Annotated in this window: 17 protein-coding genes; 10 read left to right on the top strand and 7 right to left on the bottom strand. The window is 35.3% G+C overall.

Annotation, left to right across the window (positions count from 1 at the left end; translation table 11 throughout):
* Nucleotides 1-62: 62 nt before the first annotated feature.
* The 9 genes from IPM51_07075 to IPM51_07035 all read left to right on the top strand — a co-directional run bounded on the left by IPM51_07075 (nt 63) and on the right by IPM51_07035 (nt 8,524).
* The gene (locus IPM51_07075; GenBank protein MBK9284069.1) at nt 63-1,811 is read left to right on the top strand and encodes a tetratricopeptide repeat protein; all 1,749 of its coding nucleotides are present in this window, start codon (nt 63-65) and stop codon (nt 1,809-1,811) included.
* Nucleotides 1,808-2,557: a response regulator transcription factor gene (locus tag IPM51_07070; protein MBK9284068.1), complete on the top strand. Its 750-nt coding sequence runs from the start codon at nt 1,808-1,810 to the stop codon at nt 2,555-2,557. Before IPM51_07075 ends, IPM51_07070 begins: the two co-directional genes overlap by 4 nt.
* Nucleotides 2,558-2,666: 109 nt before the next feature.
* Nucleotides 2,667-3,791: a toxin-antitoxin system YwqK family antitoxin gene (locus tag IPM51_07065; protein ID MBK9284067.1), complete on the top strand. Its 1,125-nt coding sequence runs from the start codon at nt 2,667-2,669 to the stop codon at nt 3,789-3,791.
* A gap of 57 nt (nt 3,792-3,848) precedes the next feature.
* Nucleotides 3,849-4,067 (top strand): LytTR family transcriptional regulator, encoded by a 219-nt coding sequence (locus tag IPM51_07060; GenBank protein ID MBK9284066.1) that lies wholly within the window; start codon nt 3,849-3,851, stop codon nt 4,065-4,067.
* Between the two features lie 267 nt (nt 4,068-4,334).
* Nucleotides 4,335-4,829, top strand: a complete 495-nt coding sequence (locus IPM51_07055; protein MBK9284065.1) for a T9SS type A sorting domain-containing protein — start codon at nt 4,335-4,337, stop codon at nt 4,827-4,829.
* A gap of 354 nt (nt 4,830-5,183) precedes the next feature.
* On the top strand, nt 5,184-6,689 hold the full coding sequence (locus tag IPM51_07050; GenBank protein MBK9284064.1) for a collagen-like protein: 1,506 nt from the start codon (nt 5,184-5,186) through the stop codon (nt 6,687-6,689).
* A 414-nt stretch (nt 6,690-7,103) separates the two neighbouring features.
* Nucleotides 7,104-7,604, top strand: a complete 501-nt coding sequence (locus tag IPM51_07045) for a hypothetical protein (protein ID MBK9284063.1) — start codon at nt 7,104-7,106, stop codon at nt 7,602-7,604.
* A complete protein-coding gene (locus IPM51_07040; protein MBK9284062.1) occupies nt 7,585-8,055 on the top strand; it encodes a helix-turn-helix transcriptional regulator in 471 nt (156 codons plus the stop codon). Before IPM51_07045 ends, IPM51_07040 begins: the two co-directional genes overlap by 20 nt.
* Nucleotides 8,048-8,524: a hypothetical protein gene (locus tag IPM51_07035; protein ID MBK9284061.1), complete on the top strand. Its 477-nt coding sequence runs from the start codon at nt 8,048-8,050 to the stop codon at nt 8,522-8,524. Before IPM51_07040 ends, IPM51_07035 begins: the two co-directional genes overlap by 8 nt.
* Before the next feature lie 71 nt (nt 8,525-8,595).
* Here the strand turns inward: IPM51_07035 and IPM51_07030 are convergent, their stop codons facing one another.
* Nucleotides 8,596-8,793, bottom strand: a complete 198-nt coding sequence (locus IPM51_07030) for a hypothetical protein (GenBank protein MBK9284060.1) — start codon at nt 8,791-8,793, stop codon at nt 8,596-8,598.
* Nucleotides 8,794-9,292: 499 nt separating this feature from the next.
* Here IPM51_07030 and IPM51_07025 point away from each other — a divergent pair, with 499 nt between their 5' ends.
* Nucleotides 9,293-10,531 (top strand): site-specific integrase, encoded by a 1,239-nt coding sequence (locus IPM51_07025; protein MBK9284059.1) that lies wholly within the window; start codon nt 9,293-9,295, stop codon nt 10,529-10,531.
* Between the two features lie 55 nt (nt 10,532-10,586).
* Here the strand turns inward: IPM51_07025 and IPM51_07020 are convergent, their stop codons facing one another.
* The 6 genes from IPM51_07020 to IPM51_06995 all read right to left on the bottom strand — a co-directional run bounded on the left by IPM51_07020 (nt 10,587) and on the right by IPM51_06995 (nt 24,088).
* Nucleotides 10,587-11,837: a patatin-like phospholipase family protein gene (locus tag IPM51_07020; GenBank protein ID MBK9284058.1), complete on the bottom strand. Its 1,251-nt coding sequence runs from the start codon at nt 11,835-11,837 to the stop codon at nt 10,587-10,589.
* Between the two features lie 4 nt (nt 11,838-11,841).
* Complete coding sequence (locus IPM51_07015) at nt 11,842-12,579, bottom strand: hypothetical protein (protein MBK9284057.1); 738 nt, start codon at nt 12,577-12,579, stop codon at nt 11,842-11,844.
* Between the two features lie 664 nt (nt 12,580-13,243).
* Nucleotides 13,244-16,282: an RHS repeat protein gene (locus IPM51_07010; GenBank protein ID MBK9284056.1), complete on the bottom strand. Its 3,039-nt coding sequence runs from the start codon at nt 16,280-16,282 to the stop codon at nt 13,244-13,246.
* A 38-nt stretch (nt 16,283-16,320) separates the two neighbouring features.
* Nucleotides 16,321-20,439 carry a VCBS repeat-containing protein gene (locus tag IPM51_07005; protein MBK9284055.1) on the bottom strand — a complete coding sequence of 1,373 codons (4,119 nt, stop codon included), beginning with the start codon at nt 20,437-20,439 and terminating at the stop codon, nt 16,321-16,323.
* Nucleotides 20,440-20,768: 329 nt separating this feature from the next.
* Nucleotides 20,769-21,170 carry a hypothetical protein gene (locus tag IPM51_07000; protein MBK9284054.1) on the bottom strand — a complete coding sequence of 134 codons (402 nt, stop codon included), beginning with the start codon at nt 21,168-21,170 and terminating at the stop codon, nt 20,769-20,771.
* Nucleotides 21,171-21,172: 2 nt separating this feature from the next.
* A complete protein-coding gene (locus IPM51_06995) occupies nt 21,173-24,088 on the bottom strand; it encodes an RHS repeat-associated core domain-containing protein (GenBank protein MBK9284053.1) in 2,916 nt (971 codons plus the stop codon).
* Nucleotides 24,089-24,110 lie beyond the last annotated feature (22 nt).

Raw genomic sequence — 24,110 nt, 5'->3', positions numbered from 1 at the left:
TTTGACATTATATTTTAGTAAATACTAAGCTTTATATTTTATTTTTGTAACTGTCATTTAATTTGAAATACATTCAATATATTTTATTTACACTGGAGTTCTCTTTTAGTTCTGTGGGTAAGTTATTGTTTTGGATTCTTTTCATGTATGGTAATTTAATTATTCCTCAAAATAGCAAAGTGGACAGTCTGCTCAAGTACGGAAGTGTTTATGAAGAGAAACATAACTATGAACAAGCTCTTGAGTATTATCAGGAAGCTTTAACAAAAGCTCAATTATTAAAGGATAAAGTTAGTTTGCAAAAATGTTATATGAGTTTAGGCACTGTTTATTACAGAAAAGCAGATTATCCAAAAGCGCTGGATTTTAATACTGAATCATTAAGATTAGCAGAAGAATTAAAAGATAAAAACGGAATCGCGTTTTGTTACTCCATTTTAGGTATAATATACAATGACAATGGCGATCATTTAAGTGGAATTAAGTATTTGAATAAAGCGATTGACCTTGCGAAAATTATTAATGATAAAAAATTATTAGCTAATTTTCATAATAAACTCGGATCTGTATATTTTAAAACTAAGGAATTAGAAAAGGCAATTGATTCCTATAAAACGGCTTTAAAAATTCTTGAAGAAATAAACTATAAAAAGGGAATTTCCGGCAACCTTGGTAGTCTTGGCGCAATCTATAATCAAATGGGTAAATATGAATTAGCCTTAGAATATATAAACAAACAACTTCAAATTGCTGAGGAATTAAAAAATAAATCAGAGATTGCTGATGGACTATATACCAAAGCAGGCATATTGATAGAATTGGGCAAAGATCGGGAAGCACTTGAATATTTAATAAGGTCTTTACAACTCTCCAAAGAAATTGGTGCTACACAATCGGTTATGGTCACTTATCACGGCATAGCCACTGTTCATTATAATATGGGCAATTTTAAAGAGGCGCTTGATAATTATGAACGCTCCAATTTAATTAAGGATAGTATTTTTAATGCTGAAAAGAGCTATCAAATTAGCGAAATCAAAATAAAGTATGAGGTAGAAAAAAAGGAACTTGAAAACAAAATGTTATCACAGAAAACTCAAATCCAATCCCTAGAATTAAAACAAAATAATACCATCATTATTGGATTGGTAGGTTTGTTTGTTCTTGTAATTCTATTAGGGGGTTTATTAATTCGTCAATACCGGTCACGAGGTGAAAAGAAAGCTATGCAACTTGAGCAAAAAGTGTTACGAGCACAAATGAATCCGCATTTTCTTTTTAATAGCCTCAACAGCATTCAACGCTTGTTCATAGAAGGTAAAACAGAACAAGCCAATGATGTTATTGCCGACTTTAGTAATTTATTAAGACGCATTTTAAATAATAGCGGATCGTCGTTTGTTAGTTTAAAAGAAGAAATTGACACCCTTAAACTATATATGGATATTGAAAAAATACGTTGCGACAGTTGCTTTACTTATTCAATTGAAATTTCAGAGAACGTGGATTTGATTAACTTGCAAGTTCCTCCACTTATTATACAACCCTTTATTGAAAATGCCATTTGGCATGGAGTATTACCGGCAAAAAAAAAGGGTTTAATTAAAATTCGAATTTTTAAAAGTAATAATGCCAAAAGTCTCTTGTGCACGGTTCAAGATAATGGTGTTGGTATAAACCTTAATAACCTTAATAAGGCGAATTCTAAAGGAATACAAATTACCCAACAGCGCATTGGCAAAGATGTGATTTTTGAAATACCCGAAGGAGGAGGCACCCTTGTTAAATTCAATATTCCAATTAAAATATGATAAACGCCATCATTATTGACGATGAAAAGGATGCTCGCTTTTTACTAAGAAGCCAGCTTATTAAATATTTCAATCAAACAATCAATATAGTTGCCGAAGCTGATGATGTTGAAAGCGGAGTACAAGCTATTAAAAAGCACAAGCCCGATCTTGTTTTTTTGGATATAAAAATGCCCTCCGGTACTGGCTTTGATGTACTTGAAAAGACAAAAGATGAGACAAATTTTGAAGTAATTTTTATTACTGCTCACGATGATTACGCTGTAAAAGCTTTTCAGTTTAGTGCATTTGGATATCTTCTGAAACCTGTAAAAACCTCCGAAATACGTGCACTCATTGAAAAATTAGAAAGCCATTTGCAAATAATAAAAAAAGGTGTTGATCAACGCTTCAAAGTGTTGGTTGAAAATTATGGTGATGACCGCAAAATAAAAAAACTGGTTGTTACAAACATGGAGGGATTTCAGGTTTTAAATATTGAAAACATTATGAGATTGGAAGGGGATCGCAACTATACGCATTTTATCATGAGTGATTCGAAAAAAATAACCACCAGTAAAACCCTGGGAGAATACGAAGAGTTGCTGAATGATTTTGGTTTCTTTCGGGCTCATCAAAGTACAGTAATAAATCTTAGACACGTGAAATCATATAAGAAGGCGGAAGAGCTAATTGAGATGGGAGATGGTGAACTAATAAAATTAAGCAGACACCGAAAAGCTGATTTTATTAAACGCTTTATATAACCAACCGATAATTAAATACTACCATCCGTTCATGATTCGGGTCAAGGCAAAAAAAAACATCTTTTATCTCTCAAAATACTTGTAGTTTAGTTACTATTAAACCTTATTTATGAAAAAAAAATATATTTTAATTGTTTCTTTATTATTTCCCTTTTTTATTATAGCACAATCAGGAAGCATTTTTGTTTCAGTAAAATGCGAGGATTTGGTTCCAGAAAATACTGAAAGACAAATAAATTATGAAATTGCTAAAATGTGTAAAAAAGTGTGGGAAGAAAAAATAGGATTAGGAATTGGTGGGCCATTTGGAACATATAAACGCCACGTCTATGATAACAACACTATTATTCTTCGAGATGGGCTCGGCAACATTATAGAGAAACAATATAAAGTTAAAGCAATAATCGTGAAGAAAAATGGCAAGTGTAAAGTTGCCTACTTAAAAATAGGCAAAGCTTACCAAGGCGGAGGAGTGTACGGAGGATTTTCAGGAGCATTTGTAGAAGGTGCAGCTTCGCCTGTGGAATGCGAATGTGCCGATAAGTTAACTGATTGGCTTGAAGGAAATACTAACTCTAATGAAACCGGAGAATCAAATGTAAAAAGAGTAAAAGATGTTGTACCTAACAAAGAATTATCTAATGGACCTTATGAAGAAAAAGGTGGAGATGGCCTTGTGTACAAAACCGGACAATACGATAATGGCAAAAAAGTGGGTGTTTGGATATATTATGGTAAAGGTGGAAAAAGTGCAGGTAAAGTTGAAAAAGAAGAAAGTTATAAAGACGGAGAATTTGATGGGACTATAAAAACTTTTGATGAAAATGGTTTAGTTACTTATTCTGCCGATTATAAAAACGGAAAGTATAATGGTAAAACAAAATATTACAAAAGTGGAGCTTTAACAATGGAAGAGCAAAATGTAGATGGGCAAAGAAACGGCAAAATGATTGAATACCAAAGTGGTAAAAAATGGAAAGAAACTGATTTCATTAATGCAAAAAAGGATGGACAGGAAATATATTACTTTATTGAAAATGGAAAAGTTAAAACAATAACGAGCTACAAAGATGACAAACAAAATGGCTCATACAAGAACTTCAATAAAGATGGGAGTTTGTACGAAGAAGGAGCATTCAAAGATGGATATAAGGAAGGTGAATGGAAAAAATACGATGCAAAAGGTAAGGTAACAGAAAAAATATTTTATGTAAAAGGAGAAGAGGAAAAATAGGTCTTTGGAGGAAAAAATATATACCAAGTCTACTAAAATAAATAATGTGGGACAATTATGAGTGATTCAAAAAAAATAACCACCAGCAAAACATTAGGAGAATACGAAGATTTACTGAATGATTTCGGATTTTTTCGTGCTCATCAAAGCACTATAATAAATCTTAGACATGTTAAGTCTTATAATAAGGCAGAAGAGCTAATTGAAATGGCAGACGAAAAATTAATAAAGTTGAGTCGACATCGCAAATCCGATTTTATTAAACGTTTTATATAACCAAGCGATAAATACCCCTAACCAATTATTCACAGAAGCATACCAATACCTAAATCCAATTAAATTCATATAATAGAAAATATAATTTTAAGAACTATTTTTTTAGTATAGAAATAAATAATTTTAATTTTAAAAAAATTTCAAGTAATAACTGCAAATCGGTTTGAAGAGGTAAACCGTATTAATTTTAAACATTAATTTCTAATATTTATTTTTAACATTTGAGTATCCAATAAAATGCTACATTTAATATATAAAAATTATAATATGAAACACTTCTTTTTTTTCATTGTTCTACTTTTCGGGTTTATTTCTTTTCAATCACAAACAGTAACCCCTGTCTTATTATCTAACGATGGTGGTTTTTCTTCCTTAACCAACGGATCAATCTCCTGGTCGATCGGCGAACCGGTAAGTGAATCTTATACCAATGGAGGAAATATTACAACCATGGGTTTTCATCAACCCGAAATCGGATTAAACACTCTCATTAAACAACAAGGTGAGGAGGTTCAGATTTTAATTTATCCAAATCCGGTAAAGGAAATTTTAAATGTAAATCTGGAAGGTCTTAAAGCGGGAAAGTACAACATAGATTTAAATGATGCTGTTGGCAAACTTATTTATACAACTAATATGGAGGTAACCGAATCATCTTATAAATTAGAAATAAAAATAAACGAAGCTGCTGCCGGCAATTATTTCCTAAGAGTTAGCAATGCTAATTTTTTAAAAGCAGTTAAAATCACTAAAGTAAATTAAAATCAAAATATGAAAAAACAATTATTAAGTATCGCAATCGGGTTGTTTGCAAGTATTGGTACATTATTTGCACAAATTCCTCAATCCATGAAGTACCAGGGTATTGCTCGTGATAATGCGGGCGTTGCCTTGGCTAATCAGGCCTTAACGGTTAGAATCAGCATTCGGGATGTTACACAAAATGGAACCATCGTTTATCAAGAAACCCATAGTGTTACTACAAGCCCTTACGGTTTATATAATTTAAATTTAGGAACAGGTTCTATTATTATGGGAACATTTTCCGGAATAAATTGGGGTGTAAATAATAAATTTATTGAGCAGGAAGTAGACTTCGGATCCGGATTTCTCGCTATGGGAACATCTCAGTTTCTTAGCGTACCTTATGCTTTATATTCAGCTAACGGTCCTGCGGGTCCAGCCGGTCCTCAAGGTCCTGCCGGTTCACCGGGAGCAACTGGTCCTGCCGGACCTCAAGGTGCACAAGGTGTAGCCGGACCAACAGGAGCAACGGGTGCAACAGGAGCAACAGGAGCTACAGGAGCTACAGGAGCAACCGGTCCTGCGGGTCCTCAAGGTCCTGCCGGAGTTGCGGGTCCTGCCGGTCCTCAAGGTCCTGCAGGAGCAACTGGTGCTACAGGTCCTGCAGGTCCTGCCGGCCCTCAAGGTCCTCAAGGTGTACCGGGTCCATCTGTTACTAACGGATGGGTTACTACAGGTAATGCTTTAGCAGCAACAGGAATTTTAGGTAGTACTACAAATTTTAATACAGATTTTTACACCAATAATATTCAGCGAGGTAGAATGGATACACAAGGACGTTTACTTTGGGGTTCAAACGCTCCTACCTACACAAATGGTTTAGTTGCAGTTACCTCAAACGGTACTTGGATTCATGGAGTACAAGGGATTTCAGCAGGCGGTGGCTCAGCTTTAAGCGGAATTTGCCCTCCGGGTGTTAATAGTGCATGGCCAACAATCGCCGGAGAAACCGGTGGTTCAGGAACGGGAAGTGGTGTTTATGGATATAATGCATCAACCAATTCCTCCACAATTTCTTCTGGTGTAACTGGAGAATGGCAAGCTTCTGGAACAAATGGTGGATATGGTGTTGTAGGTAACAATAATAGTACAACAGGAAATACTCGTGTTGGTGTATTTGGACTATATAATGGAAATGCATTTGGAATTGGAGTTTTAGGCGTTGGATTTAATGGTAATCTTCCAACCGGAAATCTTGATATAGGTGTGGCCGGTATGGTTGCCAATAACGCAAATTACAGTGGATATTATAACGGAAATCATGTAATATCAAACGGAACTAAATCCGGTTCTATTCCTACAACAAAAGGAAATCAATTATTGTATTGCATGGAATCACCGGAAGTATGGTTTGAAGATTTTGGTAGTGGTCAACTAAATAATGGTCAGATAACCATTAATTTAGATGCTCTGTTTTTAGAAACAGTAGTTATAGATGACAAGCATCCATTAAGAGTTTTTGTTCAAATGGAAGGAGAATCACAGGATGTTTATGTAACAAAAAATAAAACATCATTTGTGGTAAAAGAAAGAAACAACGGTACTTCAAATGCACCATTTTCTTATCGTGTAATTGCTAAACGTGTACACTTTCAAGATCACCGATTCGGAAACGATCCGCTTTGGGGCCCAGGAGACACTCGTCAATATTCTTATTATGCAGAGCCAACTCCAATTGATTATGAAGAATGCGTTCAGTTTTGGGCTAGTTTCAAAAAGAATTACAAGCCAGGGCCTTTACCTCCACACTTTTCAAAACCTAGTGTGGCTGAACAAAAATCTTTCGTAAATAAATCGAATAGTAAAGAGTCAAAATAGTTTTTATCTAAAATTTGGTATTTCAAAAGCTTTTCCTAACCAGGAAAGGCTTTTTTATTTCTCTTGTTTGTACCTCTGCTCCGCAGGATTCCTCTGCTCCGCAGGATTTGTAATCCTGCGGAATCAGTCACAACCCGTTAGCGCGGATTTGCAATCCGTGCAACCGTGCTCTCAATTTTCATTGAGTCCCTGTCCGTTCGTGCGGTTTCCAAGCTTAAGGAATATCGAGCTTGAAAGATGGTTTAAACACTTTTTGAAGTTATAGAGCATAAATAATGAGTTTTCATTATCAGAGATTAGTACTTTTGAGGATTCCTGAAAAGCAGTAGCTTAGAGGACTGAAAAATACATTTGCCAAAGAATTAAAAAAAAACTTGCAAAAACTTGCTATTAATTAAGCTATAGGTTAACTTTGTGAATAAAGAAATAAGAAATAGAAAGAATGCAGTTAGGCACAATTGTTTGAATTTAAAGAGGAATCACCCTCAATTCAAAGATCTTAATATAAATAATGTTGAGATATACTTTGATGTTGAATCAGACTTTAATGAGATACAAGAAATAATAAAACTTAACAGGGATAAATTTGACCAAATACTATATACCATATTTTCAAACCAAATAAATGAATCTATATATGGTAGAGAAGATATTTCAGAGAAAGCAAAAGGTATAACAGCCATGAAATTTTCTGGTGCAATTAATTCAAGAATTTATTGTAAGGAAATAAGTGGTGAAAAAGAGAAAAAAAAGATTGTTCTTTCAAAAACATATAAACATAAAAATTTTCAGAAAGCAACTAATAAAAAAATTGTGCCGATTATTGAAAGTTTAGCACGTACCGATTTCACTTTCTTTAATAGTATTCAAGATTATGATAAAAAAGTATTAAAAAATGAAAAAACCAACAAATAAATCAATTATTAACTTTTTTGACTTTTTAGAAAACCCAGAATATGATGATAATGAATTGCTGAAGAAAGATGAGAAATTCATTAATCAAGATTTTGTATATCAAGTTCATAAATTGATGTTGCTCAATAATTCTATGTCTAAATCAGAATTAGCAAAGCGATTGGATGTTTCTAAAAGTTATGTAACACAGTTATTTAATGGTGACAAGAAGATTAATCTTAATTTAATGGCTAAAATTCAAAGGACATTTAATGTAAAATTTGTTTTAAATTATGTTGAATTAGAATCTTCAAATGAAAAAAAGGAAGAATTTTATGAGGACATGAGTGATTCAAGAAATGAAATTAAAGAAAAAACAGCTAAAATAATTAAAATTAGTTATAAGTCTAATGAGAATTATGAATCTAATAAAGTTGGCGAGCCAATAACACCTTATGTCATTAATGCCTAAAAGAAAACTAAAAAAAGTGTCTCCAGTTTCACCGGTTAAATTTTCTTTAAATTTTGCTAGTGTAAGAAAATTTTCTTTTATTGAGCCTAAACAGAGGTTTGATAATAGCAAAACAGATTTTTGTGAGTATAAAGTTTATCCTAAGATTACCTTTAATACTAAGAAGAGTGAAATCCTAATTGTATTAATCTTTTTTGGATTTATAAAAGAAACTAGTGAAAAGAATTTGGATGGTGAGGCACTTTTTATTTTCAAAGTTGAAGAACTAGAACGACTGGTTTATTCTGAAAATGAAATTTTAAAATTTATAAATCCAAATGATCACAATCTTGTCTTATCATTAATTTCAATTTCATATTCTACATTAAGAGGGATTCTTTTTGAAAAATTAAAGGGCACGTTATACAGTGGAACATTACTAGAAATTATAAATCCACAAAAATTGTTTGAGCAAAGAAATGTAATGTAAATCATAATGATTTAGGTTACATTATTAAATTTGATAAATGAAGGTAATTTGATGTTGGAATAATACGACTCTTACTTTCTTTCTTTTGAAATTAAGTCTGCTATTGAATCAGTAACTTCTTTAGCTCGTTTTTCCATTTTAAGCATTTCTTCTTTGGTTATCCCATCATTAGGATATAGACTATCTTTTAACCTTTGAAGTTCTAACTCAGCATTGGATTCTCTACAACCAATTAAAACCCCAAAGAAAATATATATTAAATTTTTCATAATAATTACTTTTTTATAAAAGGTTTAAGGCAATGAATTTATTTGTTTTTAAACTAAGTAAGTCAATCTAATTGAAATATACAATAGGTAGACAAGTACCAAGTAACAAAAATTTGTTACTCAGGATTTTATATTAGCACAATGGATAATATTCACTATTACCAATGAAATCAAAAGTTCTTCAAGTAACAATTAGGTAACAAAAAGTGAGAAAACAAGGTAAAATAACAACAAACAAAGGTAGGTCAGTAAACAAAAAACCCCCCAATTTACAGGGGGGTTAGAGGTTTTACAAGTAAGGTTTGGTAGCCCGTACGGGTCTATGCCGCTATAAATCATATTTGTCTATTTTCACCTAAGTATCCCTTAATCAATATTTTAGTAATTTTCGTGATGCAAAATAAATCAGTTTAACGCATACGAACTGTGAATATGTTGTACCCACTGTTGTACCCTTATTTTTGTTTCTATATATAATTTTGAAATAAAATAAACCAACATGATTACCTCAAAAATAGTAATAAGAAAACAGAAAAAGAATTCGTACAATGAGGCACCACTTTATCTTCGCATTACAGCAGATCGCAAAGCCAAATTCATTTCTCTGGGTATTTCAGTGAATATCAACTATTGGGATGAAAAGGCACAGCAGGTAACACGAGGGCATCAAAACATGCAACGGATAAATAATTTTATTACTACTAAACTTGCTGAGGCACAATCCATGTCATTAGAAGCTCAATCAAAAGAGAGAAATGTAACTGCTCAAAAAATGAAACATAATTTATTAGGTCGCTCCGGCATCAATTTCTTGGATTATTTTAAGGCTTATAATGATAAGCTTCTTTTACGTGATAAGATAAATACTCACCGGAGGGCAAACAGTGTTTATATAAAGATTAAAGAATATATGAATGGACAACATTTGGCTATTGAAGACATAACTGTAAAATGGTTAAAAGATTATGAATTACACCTTTCAACTAAAAAACATAATTCAATCAATACTATATATACTGAAATGAAAGGCATTCGACGCATTATTAATGAAGCCATTAGTGAAGATCTTATAAAACCGGAAAGCACTCCGTTTTCAAAATATAAATTGAAGTGGGAAAACGTTGAAAAAAATTACCTTACAGAAGACGAACTGCTTTTAATAGAAAAATTGCAACTTCCAAAAGAAGAGTGTATTTCGATACACAGAGATATATATGTTTTAGCCACTTATGCCGGCGGTTTAAGGGTATCAGATCTCCTACAACTAAAATGGAAAGATTTTGACGGAGAAAAACTTACTGTAAAAACTCAAAAAACTGGTTCTGTAGTTTATATAAAGCTTCCTATTAAAGCTCTTGAAATTATAAGTAAATACAAAGCATCGGCTTCTATGAGCGAAGGATTTATTTTCCCTATTATGTGTAAATATAAAAATCTTGATAAAGAAAAATATCGTCTAAAAGCTATTTCCTCCGCTACTGCTTATATAAATAAAGATTTACGTAAAATAGCAGATTTAGCTTGCATTGACAAGCACATCCATTTCCACACTTCACGCCATACCTGGGCAACCAGAGCATTACGTAAAGGAATGCGTATCGAATATGTTTCAAAATTAATGGGTCATGCTTCCATTAAAACTACACAGGTTTACGCTAAAATTGTTAACGAAGAACTTGATAAAGCGATGGATGTTTTTAACGATGCTAAAACAGAATACCTTAAAGTTATAGCATAATAACTGTCTGTAGTTTTTTTTGTACCAAATAATCCGTGTTTACAATGAGTATATTTTACGCATTAGCTACTATATAAGCATCTGCAAGTCCTTTACGTATTTGTTTGTATTTGGTCCAATCAAAAGTTCTTAAAAATTCCGAAGCGGCTTTTGCGCCCCTTACAAACAAATCAACTTTTGCTTCATCTTTTATTCCAAAATCTAACCAGTTGTGCCCATCAATGTTTACCATGCAAATCAACTTTTGAAAATCCGGGTTTTTTAATAAAAAATTGTAATCGTGTATATGTCTTGCTGAGTCAAATATTGCGCCTAAGTATGGAAAAAACTTATCGGTTTTCTTTACCTGTGTTCTATCTTCTCCAAGCTTTACACCTAAAGTAGGCGCGTGTGGCACTTTGGTATGCTGATGAAATATATCAATCGGAAAATTAGACATAATACCCCCATCCACAAATGTAACTTCAGACGGTGTATTGCCTACATATCCTGTATTAATTTTCCAGTTTTCCCAAGCTTTTGCGCCTTGCGGTATGTTTTTTACTCTGAACGGAAAAAAGAAGAATGGAATAGACATGGTTGCTCTTACAAAATCAGCCGGACATACATTTTCAGGCTCACTCCAAAAAAGATTCGCCATTTCCGGAAAAATAATTTTGCTCTCGGTTGAAACATCGGCGGCAACTATTACAACTCTCTCAAATATTTCCGCGCCGTAAACAATATTTTTATCATATCTGTTGTACAACCCTCCGTTAGGGCTTTTCTTTCTTAGCTCCGTTAAATCTTTTAATGTTTTTATTCCTTTTAAATGCAGTAATAATTTCATCCACATGTGAAAATTATTTCCGGGATTCAATCCTAAATCATTATGAAAATTATCAATTACTTGTAAGCCTTTAATTGATAACTTAACAGTACCGGCATCAGTAAGTAATGCGTTAATAAATCCGCGCGCATCTCTATCTCCATCAACAAAATCATTAAAGTCTTTATTACATATTTGCGATAAAATCCATTCTGTTTTTGCTTCGTGTATAGGTCCTGCGGCAGCCATAAGCATGGTGTTAATGGCTCCTGCTGAAGTTCCTCCTAATTGCAGAAAACGTATATTCATTTGTTCTAACACATACACATAACCCGCTAAGGCAACTCCTAACACACCACCACCTTCCATTACTAAATCTACGTATTGGTGCGTACCGTCTGTTACATCAGAAAATTCTTTCTCATGTATTCTTTCTTCTTTAAGTTTCGATATAATATTTAATACCGCGGCTTCTTGTGTAAATTGCTCTACTTTCATAACATCATTTAATTAAATCCTTTTCTTCAATTAATGTATATGTGAATTTATTGTTATTGGCATTTTTAAACTGCAAGCATATTCTTACAAATTCTTCTTTCTGATACCAATCTTCAAAAACCTGACAACCGGCACTGTATGCGCCAATTTTATCAGTTTTTGTAAATTTTTTTGCTCCATGTATGTTACAGCCAAAGTATCCTGTTTCTTCAACACCAAGATTTTCAGCAATGCCATTTTTGTTGTTATCTCTGTAAACGGTTACTTTACCTCCGGTTTGTACTAGTGCTTTATGGTCTGCTGTTTTATGAGTTCCTAAGCGATAACAATTTACATATTGTCCGGGTTTCATTACCGCACACCCTTTTGCATTAAGCAATCTAACGGTTTGGTAATAAACCCCGGGGTCGGTGGTAATCACATAAATAATTAACCTTTCTTTATTTTTATAATTATTGTATTGTGCTAATGCGTAATTTGTATTGCTGCCGATTTTCCCATCTTCGGCCAACAATTTACCATTACTTCCTTTATATCCCCACTTGTTCAGCCACTTTTGTTTGTTTAATACCGAATAACTACTCGGCATTGGGGGCTGTTTAAATATTACGCATAAAAAATCATTAAATATATCCGGCGCTTGTAAAGTGCTACGAATGCCTATGATATTTGCATCTTCATTATACCATTTATATCCTTTTCTTTGCAAGGTTTTTTTTATTAATGCAGTTGATAATTCCATATTGTAAATTTTTAATAAAGCTAATTTAAACTAAAATATCAAATTTATAATTAAAAGCATTCTTCGCATAAATCACAACTTATTTTATTCATGGTTATTATATCATCTTTTATTTAATCTTATAAGCCCAAACTATCCCCTAAAAGCCAAGTGCACAACGGTGCAAACACAGATAAATACTATGTAAGCCTTATTAATAATGAACTGTTGCGGAGATATACATTTATTGAAAACTATTTTAAAGCAACATTTCTTAGCCCTTGGCTTAACCCGCTATGTTAAGGCTTGCGGCCATCATACATAACAACACATATAAACGCTTAGTGTTACCGGATAAAAGAGTTTGTTACGGTCATTAAGAATTATTGTAATGTAACTTGGTTTCAAATTCCACCAGAGTTACTAATATTTTTGATAGAGTTAATTAAAATAAACACTAAAACTAAAGTAACTCCCGATATTAATATTGAAATAACTTTTTCTCTTTTTGACTTTACAAAAAAGGAAAGTAAAAAGATTAATATTAATACGCAAATTAGTATTTCTCTGATATAATTTTGATATATAAAATACCTCGTGGCATCTGATACATTTTCGCCATTATTTAGAATCTTGAACTCCAAAACACAAGCAAGTATACTCAAATTAGTTATAATTATCTTTTTCATCTCTTATTAAAGCTAATAAAGTTCCATGTTCTAATTGAAGCTCTATTTTGAGTCAGGAAGTCTCCTGTATGATATTCCATTTTACTCTTATTAAAATAGCTGTTATCTTTAAAATAAGCGCCTTCTTGTATGTCTACACCTCCATAAAATGTGCTTGATGGATCTTGACTTAATATTCTATAATTAAGATTTCCTTGGGATATTTCAGTTTGAGTATCTGTTATTTTTGTAATTACTTGTGTATGATTGTATTTTATCGAGTCATCGTGAGTCTTTAATAAAATCATATCCCCCTGCTTAGCTTTATCTATACTAACCTCCGTGGTGTTCTTATTATTTGCTAAATCGTTAGCACCACTGGTCCTTAATACAGCGTTTTTGTACTCAGCAACGCTTGTGTATATAGCATCCGTTGGATTAAAAGTTCCTGTTTCATTTGTAAATTGAAATGGTAAATTATTCTCTGAAGCAAAATCAATAACAATGGAAAGTGCCAAATCTTCACAAGTGAATTGTTTCCCAAGATTTGAGTATTCTTTAGTTTTTGAAGCGGAGTAATCTTGAAATTTTTTAATATAGTCATCGTTCCATTCATTTTTAACTTTCCATGCCCCAGCAGGTGTTGGGGTGGGGTTGCTGGTTGATGCTGCTAAGGGCTTTTCAATTTTTGTTGCTGTTACTTCTACTTCATCAAGTGTTACATGATTAGTCATTTGCCCTCCGCCGATAGATCCTCCGTTTCCGCCCTGTTTACTTTCTGCTTGCTGTGGGTTCTGCATCCCGTCTATGTCTATCTGTCCTACTGGGCTATTACTAGAATAATTATAAGGTGATAGTTGTGAAAATTTGCTCGCAAGCGGATCAACAGTAATAAACCTACACGTCCAAGCAGCGTAGTAACGAGCTCCGTAGTAATACAATCCGCTCTCGGCGTCTTTTTCTTTACTAACATACCGGTAGCGTTTATACGTAAAAGTTCTTAAGGATGAATCGCCAAATGGATAATATTCTTCCTTGTCAATTATAGTTCCGGTTGTGCTTAAGCGTGCCACTGAGCTGCCGATTTGGTTTTCTATTATATAGGTAACATCATCTGTTATATCTCCGGGGAAAGCATTGCCGGGGTTTATTCTTACTTCCGCAATTCTGCTCTTGTCATCCATTATATGGATGTAATTTTTTTCATACGTTGTGCCGTTCTCTAAAATTACATATTCAAATATTCCATCAATGTAAATGGTGCGCTCGTAAATTGGCGAGCCTGCTGTTCCGGTTCTAACCAGTTTGCTTACTCTGTCTTGCCCGGCGCCCTGCGCTGAGCTTGCCGAAGCGTAATCGTATTGGGTAAATACAGTGGGGTCGCTTATACCTGCCTGGTTATAATAGCAAATTAATTGGTCTGCGTAATTCCATTTATAGTTTCTGGTTGTACCTGCCGTTAGTTGGTTGCCACAGTTATCATAAGTAAAGGCTTCTATTAATGTTGGCGTGGCATCATCAACCTTTTGCAAGGTGTTTTTACCTGTATTGTAAGTAAAATCTCTTGTAAAACCGTTTGTGCCCAATTGCTTTACCTGTAAAATGTTTCCTAATTTATCGTAAGCATACTCTCTTTGGTAAGCTCTTGCATTGTTTGCATTAGGTGTTCCCGGCACAGGGGCATCGGTGTACAAATAATTGTTTCCGCTTTGTGTATCACTTTCTCTTCCGTCAGCATAAGTTAAGCGGTATATTGGGTCATACTCAAAACTTCGGTCTAATTCATCAGGTAATGGGCTTATGCCGCAGTCGGTTACCCTTGTAAATATATTTACAATGTTTCCTATCAGGTCATAATTAAATTTATCATCCTGCTTATTAGTTCCGCTTTGGTAAGCGTAAGTAATGGTATTCCCTGTTTGGGATTTTACATATTTCTCGCTGCGCTGTCTTTGTAATCTAAAGGTAAAGGGGTCGTACACGTATCGTGTCATTACTTCATTACCAAAAGCAATTAATAAACGTTGCCCCTTGGCATTATAGGCAATGTTTTCTACGTAATTGGTGGTAGTTGGCCCTGTTGGGCTATATAAATCAACTTTCTCTAAAGCTCCTGCATTATTGTAGGTAGGTATTATTTTTTTGCGTTCGTTATCTAAATCTTCCGGCAGTTCAAGTTCAGTAATGCGGTTCAGCGCATCGTAATTCATTGTAGTTTCAAAAACAGTTGCGTCGAGTATAGTAGGCAATCCTGTCCAATCAATAACAAAGGTGTTGTAATTAACAAGCTCTGCTTTTAATACAGCACTACTTATTACTTGTCTTTTCTTAGTTAAAACATTGCCTTTAAAATCATATTCGGGCATTTCAATTAATCCGGCTTCATCGTAATTTTTATAAAGCTTGCCTTTTAAATTTTCATTCTCTGGGTTTACCAATCCTGCACTGTCGCCATATTCTAAAAAGTTTCTAAGGGTAGTGGCATCCCCAGTTTTATTATTTGCCCAACTATGCGTTGGCCTTTGTAAGGTGTCGTAAGCACTTAATCCTCTTGCGCCCTTGGCATCGTGGCTTTCTATGGGTTTTGCCAACGCATCAAATAAAACAGTGCTTTCTCCTTTGTCAATGTGTTTTGTCCAAAGCGGGGGTAAAGGTTCTTCCTCTTGCGGTGTTCTTAAATCATACACATGCTCAAATACATTTCTATTATATGGGTCTTTTACCAAAAGTAAATTACCGCGTATATCGTAATGGTATTGCATTACAATGGTGTTATTGTAATTGCTGTTATCAAAATATTCGGTAGTTTTTATCGTCCTTCCCAAAGCATCTACCTCAGCGCTTTTGGGTGTAAAATAATCTGTTGCCGGTACATTGCTACCTGTTGGGTTGGTTATTGATGCAAGGTCGTTGCTGTCATAGGTAAAATTCTCCCAGGGCGTAGGCGCAAAACTATTCGGTGTATTCAAACTATTTGGCACGCCATACACCACACGCTGTTCACTCCTGTCGGGGTTAACAGTCTTTACCACTCTCCCTAAGGGGTCGTAATACATCTTTATTTTTTGCAGTACGGGCATGGGTGTTTTTACTTCTATAAACTTGGTAATTCGTATTCAAATCCTTTATCAAAAAATGGCTCATACTGTTCAACAACCATTCCCTTATTATTATATATTTTCCATCCGCTTACCACAACATTAAGCGGGTCGCCTGTTCCTCTTTCAATACCCACAGCATTGGCATTCTGCCCTTGTTGGGCTGGTAGTCCGCTACTACCCAAACTGGTGGCTGAGCCTGTCGAAGCCCCGAATATCACATCCTCGGCCTGCACTCGTGTTTGCAGCAACCTACCAAAGCCATCGCTGTATTCCACCTTGGTAATGGTAGGGCTGTTTATTTCCTGCTGATAATGTTTTTCTCTGCTAATGGTTTTAACCCAAACAGGGTTTCCGGTATTTTTAAAGGCAAAAAAGTCATATTCCATTACAACACTCGGTGCATAACGGTCGTAATATCCACCGCTACCGCTTTTATAATCGCCTTCAGTTCCCTTGCCAATTAACGCGGTTGCTCTTAGTAAACCTAAGGGCGAAAAATCAAATACGCTTTTATTTTCGTTTACATCAGTAATTTTAAAGGGCTGTATTACCCGGTAATCATATTCGGCAATAGTTTCTAAATAATCTGTTCCGTTTAGCCATTGTTTACTGTTTACAGGTAATACCTCGTATACATCGTATTCAATGGTACTCAGGTTTTCAAACACATCTTTACTTTCTAATACCAATCCGTAAAAAGGCGGTCCTGCCTGAAAATCGTATTTCAACCGAGCGCTTTCAGCATACCAGCCTGCTATATGATTGGGAAATCCGCTACGCCTGTCTTTATACCCCAAACGGCTATCACCGTTTTGTAATAAACCTGCAAAGGCGGCCGGGTAATTTGTGCTCCAATCGGGCGTGGTTTCAAAACACTGTGGTGTTGTGGCGCCATAAGCTTGTGTAATAATAGCATCAGTTATTATCAATGTTTCGCTTCGTACTTGTGCGCCAAAATTTCCAATTTCTCCATAAGGCAATCCGCTAAAAGCGCTCCCGTCATAAAAATTAAGTGTGCAGTTTATAACAGGTAAACCTACCACGCTATTAAATACATCATCTCTTAATTTAAAAACTGTTTTGCCAATCGCGCTTTGCGAAGCATCGTAGCTAATGTTTCTTTTTGTTCGGTTAACTATATATTGACCTGAGCCGTTATCTTTATAAATAAAATCGCTGATGCCGAATGTGGCAAGGTAATTACCGTTGCCCCCGCTTAGCGGGTTAGAGCCTCTTGGCATGCCAACGCTTAGTTGACCTCTGGCTTGCCCGTAGGCGTCGTATTCTTTGGTAAAGCTCAAATTGTGCATAGGGTCGCTTCCGCGTTCATACTGCGTTGTGCGTTGCGCTACATTAAAAGGGAAAAAAACATAACCGCCACCACTCCAGTAATAATTTTTATCGTTCCATAAGGGGTCAGGTAATAGCGTGGGATTAAATTCTTCTCTCAGGCTCATTAAATTTTCGGTAACAGTATAGGGTATGTTTTCAAACGAACTTCCATCTAATCCATACAACTCGCTTCTTAATAAGGTGCCGCGCAGCGTTCTTAAAGCGTCTCTTCTTGCACGCCTTGGTAACTGGTTTAAAAGATTCAGCATTTCAAGTGGTCGTTTCAAAACATTTACGTCGCCACTCCAGTATTCATCACTAAAATCAGGTTCTTTCCATCTGCTAAAACCATCACCAACAGGCCCTACATAAAACCAGCTTTTGGTTAGTGTGGGTGGCGTATAAAATTCTGTACTTATACCAAATGAACTTGTAAGCCCTCCTGCAGGTGTAACACTTACCGGGTTCAATTCGCTTTGTGTATTAAATCGTTCAAAGCTTTCAGTATCCTTGCTATCCACATGTGCAAAGCCTCTAAACTCTCGCTCCACACCATCCCAGTAGCCATTATGGTAATTATATTCGGTTACTAATTTTCCACCACTAAGTAAATCAAACACCTCTACTTTATTAACTACCTGTACAGGAAATGGCAACTGCGTTTTCCAACGTGTTTGCGGTAATGCCTGATCGCGCAGGTAATGATAAACTGATGAGCCGTATTGTACACGTGTAATACTTCCCATATTGTTATTCATTTCTTCTAACACATAGGGCTTATTGCCATGTGTAAAATCAAGAAAATACATTTTCCCCGGGGTTCCTGCATCCGGTCCAAAGCTCCAAAGTATTCCTGCCTGGCCGGTTCCCATTATATCGCAAATGCGTAAGGCATTTAAGTTATAAATTCTGGGTGTATTGGCAACTCTCACTCCTTCAGAAAAAGCGTTTCCGCTTTGGTTAACGTAAAGGGTTGTTTTGTTATTTTCAACAAAGGCAATATCGGCTTGTCCGTCGCCATCTAAATCACTTAATAAAATTTGTTTAGGGTCGTATTGCTCCGGAAATACAGGCGCATTTTTCATGTTCACTTTTTTTCCAAAGCGGCCATAACCCATATTGGGCCAATATTGCACCCTGCCTGAACTAATTAATACTATATCCTGTAAGCCGTCTCCTGTCATATCCGCAAAGCGAATTCGCGGGTCGGCAAAACTAAAATCGGCAAAATTTTTGTCGGCAGTTCTTACTTTATTAAATCCCTTATCAGGGTCGTTGTAAAAACATTCAAATTTAGACCCGTTTCGCAAAACGTCAGTAATACCATCGCCGTTTAAATCAATAAGCTGCACTTCAGGATCACCTAAACTAAAACTTGGTGCTTGCGTAAAGGGCTTAAATCCGTTTTCATCCCATACTTTTTGAAAGGCACCCGGAAAATAGCCTGCAGTAATTCCATTTAATACAAGCAGGTCGGTTCGTCCGTCGCCATTTGCATCAATAAATGCAATACCGGGTATACCTGCTCCTTCGGCTTTTTGTGTAGATACCAATTCAAAAGAGGGGGCAATGCTTAAATCCTTAGGTGGGCTAAATTTTCCATTCCCTTTATTTGTCCAATAGCGTGCAGCCCCGTTTAATTGAAGTAAATCTGGCAAGCCATTTCCGGTTACATCCACCAGTTCAAAACCCGGTTCGCCTATAGAATTTACCGGCAAGGGTCCGCTTATCTCTTTTAAATCGCGCTTTTGAGGCGTAAATTCCGAATAGGTTAATTCAAGCGGGGGCATAAATTCACTTTCTTCCCCTGAGCCTGTTGAAGGATGCCCTTCAACACTTACCGATTTTAAAAGCGAGGCACCGTTAAGCGGAAGTTTGGTGTGGTAATTAAAATGATAGGTTTTTGTTTTTATAAGGCTAAGCGCATTGGTATAAGTTTCAATTTTTGCACAACGCTTGGTTGTTCTAACTTCAAAACCTTGTTTGTATGAAGAGTGGGAATCAGGGCGTTCTTCATAAACAAATTGCACTTCGCACAAATACTTTGTGTTGCTGCCTGCAAGGTATTGCGCATATTTTATTTTGGAAAGATAAATTTGGTCGTAAATATGCGGATTGGCCCCTGAGCTTGTCGAAGGGGTAGAAGTTACCAACTCTCTTTCGTACTCGTATAAAATCACATTCCCAAAGGTATCTTCTGTTTTAGTTAAAGCCCATGAAAATATTGCGTTTCTGTTTTCAGGATTTGCAATAACCGCTGTTTCTGGGTTGCTTAGCGAAGTCGAAGCACCGGGTGTTCCATACCAACTTATTAATCCATCTTTGTTTCTTACTTCCCAATAGTGCTCACCGTTTGTTTTTTTATGTCGTATTATTCTGGCAAATAATCCCTCCGTTCTTGGTTTGTAAAACGTTTTTTCATAGCCAATATTTCCTGTTAAAATTTCTTTCTCAATTTTTACAGGTACTAAATCTTCTGCGCCTGATAAAATAAAAATATCGCTTTTGTCTTCGTAAACCGGTATGCCCTTACTTGTTTTTCGCATTACACCCGGTATACCCAAAGCCCAGCCCATGCCAAATACACCGTTACCATTGCCGGAGCTATAACCTAAACTCAGTTCGGGTTGAAATCCATTTCTTCCGGGCGGTACGGCAATAGGTACAGAAAAATTACCGGTTCCGGTAAACAAATCGGGCGAGAATTTTTCTCCCAAGCCGCTTTGCGCACCTCCACCTTGCGGATTATTAATTACTGATGTGCCTTTGGTGTTTGCCATAATATATTCCTTATTTGTTCAATATTGTAATTTCCTTTGTTTTCGTAATCGTTAGTTTTATTTTTGCTAACCTGAGCATAATTTTCATTTTTTTAAATTCACATCCTATATTTATTAAAGCAAAAAATTTGTATCACTACTTAATTCGATACTTTTTTCCCCAGTATTCTTCACTAACTGCTTTTGTTTCATGTAAAATAAACTTTCCATTCTTAATTTTATAAACGTCAACTTTACCTTCTTTAACATCTAGAAAAGGAAGAAACTTATGGTCAAGTGTGTCTATGTAAATTGGTTTAAAAGAAACTATCTCTAATAAGGTATCTTTTTTAGAAAAAAAACACTTCCTTATCTCTTACACTATGTTTAATCGCTTCCCTAATTTTAATATTATCAAGTATTTTCCCCACCGAGTCATAAGTTATATATACAAAAAACTCTTGTTTATCTTTTCCCATTGTATACTCAATAAGATTAATATTTTTATCCAACAAAAAATGTGATTGAAAAAAAACAGTAGTGTTTTTTAAGCTATAACTTTTCAAAAAATATTTCCTGTATTTTTTTAAATCTACGATGCAAAAATTTATCCATTCCATGCCTTCTTCACTATTATCACAACCATCGATATATTCTTTAATGTAATTTTTAAAATCTTCCTTTTTATTTGTTTGGGAACACAAGGGAGGCATCATTAACATAACTATGATGATAAGCTGATATATTTTCATAATTATTTATTTTTTTGAACCCGAGTAACCAAGACTTCTTTACCATATAATCCCATTGATATTCCTTGAAGTTTATTATCAATAACACTAAGTTTATTTTCACTGGATGTGCCTCTATCGAAATTTTGAGTTGCGTTATCATAAAAATTAAAAATCACAATGCCATTTTCATCAAAACTTCTACCTACAATTGTAATAAAATGATCGGTTCCGAAGGGATCGCCTGTATGTGATTTATCCGGATCATAATCAATCCCTACTGAAACCGCATGGCCAGCTTCCAACTCTTTATTAATATAATCTACCATTTCAGTTACATCATTGTTTTTAACATTAAGAGCATTATCTTTCCTATATCCGTGTAACATTTCCGCCCCACTCAACTCTGTTTGAAATTCAGCTAAATAATAACACTCTAAATTTTTCGCGAGTTGCTCTTTAGTTTTACTATCCGGGTAAGTTTCTGTTAATCTTTTATCTCCTAAGCCAACGAACTTGGTTTTATCCGTAGAGTCAAACAATTGAATTGGTTTTTTTCCCGGATCAACATTACTGTTATCGTTGTTTCCTATACCATTATTGTTTGCAATGAATTCTGGAGACCAAGGGCCTTTAACTCCGTTTACCTCTGGTAAGCTTGGTTGGTTTGCGCTTTGCTGTGTTTCGAATTCTTGTTGAGTAAGGGGGCCATAAGTTGTTGCAGAATTATCCTGTTGATTTGATCCACCTTCTTCCTGCAAACCGTCAATATCAATTTTGTTTATCGGTTTATTTCCTGCATAATTATAAGGTGTATAAAAAGGAAAATCTGCAGCAAGGGGATCAACTCCAAAAAACCTGCAAATCCAAGGGCTGTAATAGCGTGCGCCATAATAATAAAGGCCGCTTTCTTCATCACGCTCTTTTCCTACATACTGATAACGTTTTTTTGCGTAGCTGCCAAAACTGGTTTCCCCAAAGGGGTAATATTCCTGTGTATTAACGGTAGCCCCTGTATCGTCTAATAAAACCATTGAAGAACCGATGTTGTTTTCAATTTCGTATTTAATAGCAGGTGTAGTATCTCCCATTGCGGCTCCAATACGCACCGTTGCTACTCGGCTTGCATTATCCATAATGTGTATGGTGTTTTGCGTGTCTGTTTCATCTGTATAAAATTCAAATACACCATCTATGTAAACACGTATTTCAAAATCGCCACCCTGTTTTCGTACTATTTTTTTTGTTCGTTTCCCTTCGTTATCATATAAATATTGTGCTTCTACCGTTGGTTCAGAAATTCCCACCTGGTCTTTAAATAAAATCAATCTGTTATTCGCATCCCATTCAAATTTACGGTTACTGTTTTCAGTTAATTGGTTGCCGCAGTTATCAAAAGTATAAGCATAAGAATTAGCCCCAATAGTAACTCCGTTAAGTTTATTTGTAGCTGTTATGTAATTAAACGTTCGGGTAAATGCATTTGTGCCTACTTGCTGCATTTGCTCAATGTTACCAAGCTTGTCATAAGAGTAATTTCTTGTATAACCAACGGTTGTATTGGGAGTATTGCTTCTTGTCATATCCTGCCAACCGGGAAATGGGTAGTTCGCCCCCGTTACATTTTCACGTCCGGTAGCTTGCGTTAGTCGGTATATGGCATCATACTCAAACTCCCTGTCTAAACTATCCGTACCTCCAATGCCGCAGGCGGTAGTGCGTGTATTTATTTCAACAATGTTTCCAATTAAATCGTTTATATATTTATCATCCTGTTTGTTTGTTCCGCTTTGGTAGGCATAAGTTAGCGTGTTACCCGTTTGCGAAAAAGTATAACCTTCGCTCCGTTGCCGTATTAATCTAAATGTGAAAGTATCATACACGTATCTTGTCATTACATCATTACCTAATGCTATTAAAATTCTTTGCCCTTTAGCATTATAAGCAATGCGTTTTACATATTCATCTCCGTCGTATTTTACTTTTTCCAAAGCACCGGCTCGGTTGTATTCAGGTATAATTTCTTTCCGGTTTGTATTTACATCTTCAGGTAAAGTAATTTTCGTTACCCTGTTTAGCGCGTCAAATTCATTATTTGTTTCGTAAATAAAAGAATCCAAAATAGATGGTAAACCTGTCCAATCAACAATATAGGCTGTATATGCATTTAATGAGGGTTTTAATTCAGCATCTGCAATTACTTGTCTTTTCTTAGTTAAAACATTGCCTTTAAAATCATATTCGGGTATTTCAATTAATCCGGCTTCATCGTAATTTTTGTAAAGCTTGCCTTTTAAATTTTCATTCTCTGGGTTTACCAATCCTGCACTGTCGCCATATTCTAAAAAGTTTCTAAGGGTAGTGGCATCCCCAGTTTTATTATTTGCCCAACTGTGCGTTGGCCTTTGTAAGGTGTCGTAAGCACTTAATCCTCTTGCGCCCTTGGCATCATTACTTTCTATCGGTTTTGCCAACGCATCAAATAAAACAGTGCTTTCTCCTTTGTCAATGTGTTTTGTCCAAAGCGGGGGTAAAGGTTCTTCCTCTTGCGGTGTTCTTAAATCATACACATGCTCAAATACATTTCTATTATATGGGTCTTTTACCAAAAGTAAATTACCGCGTATATCGTAATGGTATTGCATTACAATGGTGTTATTGTAATTGCTGTTATCAAAATATTCGGTAGTTTTTATGGTCCTTCCCAAAGCATCTACCTCAGCGCTCTTGGGTGTAAAATAATCTGTTGCCGGTACATTGCTGCCTGTTGGGTTGGTTATTGATGCAAGGTCGTTACTGTCATAGGTAAAATTCTCCCAAGGCGTTGGTGCAAAATTATTAGGGGTATTTAAATTATTGGGCACACCATACACCACACGCTGTTCACTCCTGTCGGGGTTCACAGTTTTTACCACTCTCCCTAAGGGGTCGTAATACATCTTTATTTTTTGCAGTAAGGGC

It is taken from the genome of Sphingobacteriaceae bacterium, assembly GCA_016715905.1.
Lineage (GTDB): Bacteria > Bacteroidota > Bacteroidia > B-17B0 > Aurantibacillaceae > Aurantibacillus.
This window is presented reverse-complemented; position numbering and strand designations above follow the sequence as displayed.

What these genes read in the sequence shown, in the direction of transcription:
- IPM51_07005 (MBK9284055.1), bottom strand. Translation starts at nt 20,439, where the DNA reads ATGGCAAACACCAAAGGCACATCAGTAATTAATAATCCGCAAGGTGGA.
- IPM51_07025 (MBK9284059.1), top strand. Translation starts at nt 9,293, where the DNA reads ATGATTACCTCAAAAATAGTAATAAGAAAACAGAAAAAGAATTCGTAC.
- IPM51_07015 (MBK9284057.1), bottom strand. Translation starts at nt 12,579, where the DNA reads ATGGAATTATCAACTGCATTAATAAAAAAAACCTTGCAAAGAAAAGGA.
- IPM51_07060 (MBK9284066.1), top strand. Translation starts at nt 3,849, where the DNA reads ATGAGTGATTCAAAAAAAATAACCACCAGCAAAACATTAGGAGAATAC.
- IPM51_07070 (MBK9284068.1), top strand. Translation starts at nt 1,808, where the DNA reads ATGATAAACGCCATCATTATTGACGATGAAAAGGATGCTCGCTTTTTA.
- IPM51_07055 (MBK9284065.1), top strand. Translation starts at nt 4,335, where the DNA reads ATGAAACACTTCTTTTTTTTCATTGTTCTACTTTTCGGGTTTATTTCT.
- IPM51_06995 (MBK9284053.1), bottom strand. Translation starts at nt 24,088, where the DNA reads ATGTATTACGACCCCTTAGGGAGAGTGGTAAAAACTGTGAACCCCGAC.
- IPM51_07035 (MBK9284061.1), top strand. Translation starts at nt 8,048, where the DNA reads ATGCCTAAAAGAAAACTAAAAAAAGTGTCTCCAGTTTCACCGGTTAAA.
- IPM51_07030 (MBK9284060.1), bottom strand. Translation starts at nt 8,793, where the DNA reads ATGAAAAATTTAATATATATTTTCTTTGGGGTTTTAATTGGTTGTAGA.
- IPM51_07000 (MBK9284054.1), bottom strand. Translation starts at nt 21,170, where the DNA reads ATGAAAATATATCAGCTTATCATCATAGTTATGTTAATGATGCCTCCC.
- IPM51_07040 (MBK9284062.1), top strand. Translation starts at nt 7,585, where the DNA reads ATGAAAAAACCAACAAATAAATCAATTATTAACTTTTTTGACTTTTTA.
- IPM51_07010 (MBK9284056.1), bottom strand. Translation starts at nt 16,282, where the DNA reads ATGTATTACGACCCCTTAGGGAGAGTGGTAAAGACTGTTAACCCCGAC.
- IPM51_07050 (MBK9284064.1), top strand. Translation starts at nt 5,184, where the DNA reads ATGGGAACATCTCAGTTTCTTAGCGTACCTTATGCTTTATATTCAGCT.
- IPM51_07065 (MBK9284067.1), top strand. Translation starts at nt 2,667, where the DNA reads ATGAAAAAAAAATATATTTTAATTGTTTCTTTATTATTTCCCTTTTTT.
- IPM51_07020 (MBK9284058.1), bottom strand. Translation starts at nt 11,837, where the DNA reads ATGAAAGTAGAGCAATTTACACAAGAAGCCGCGGTATTAAATATTATA.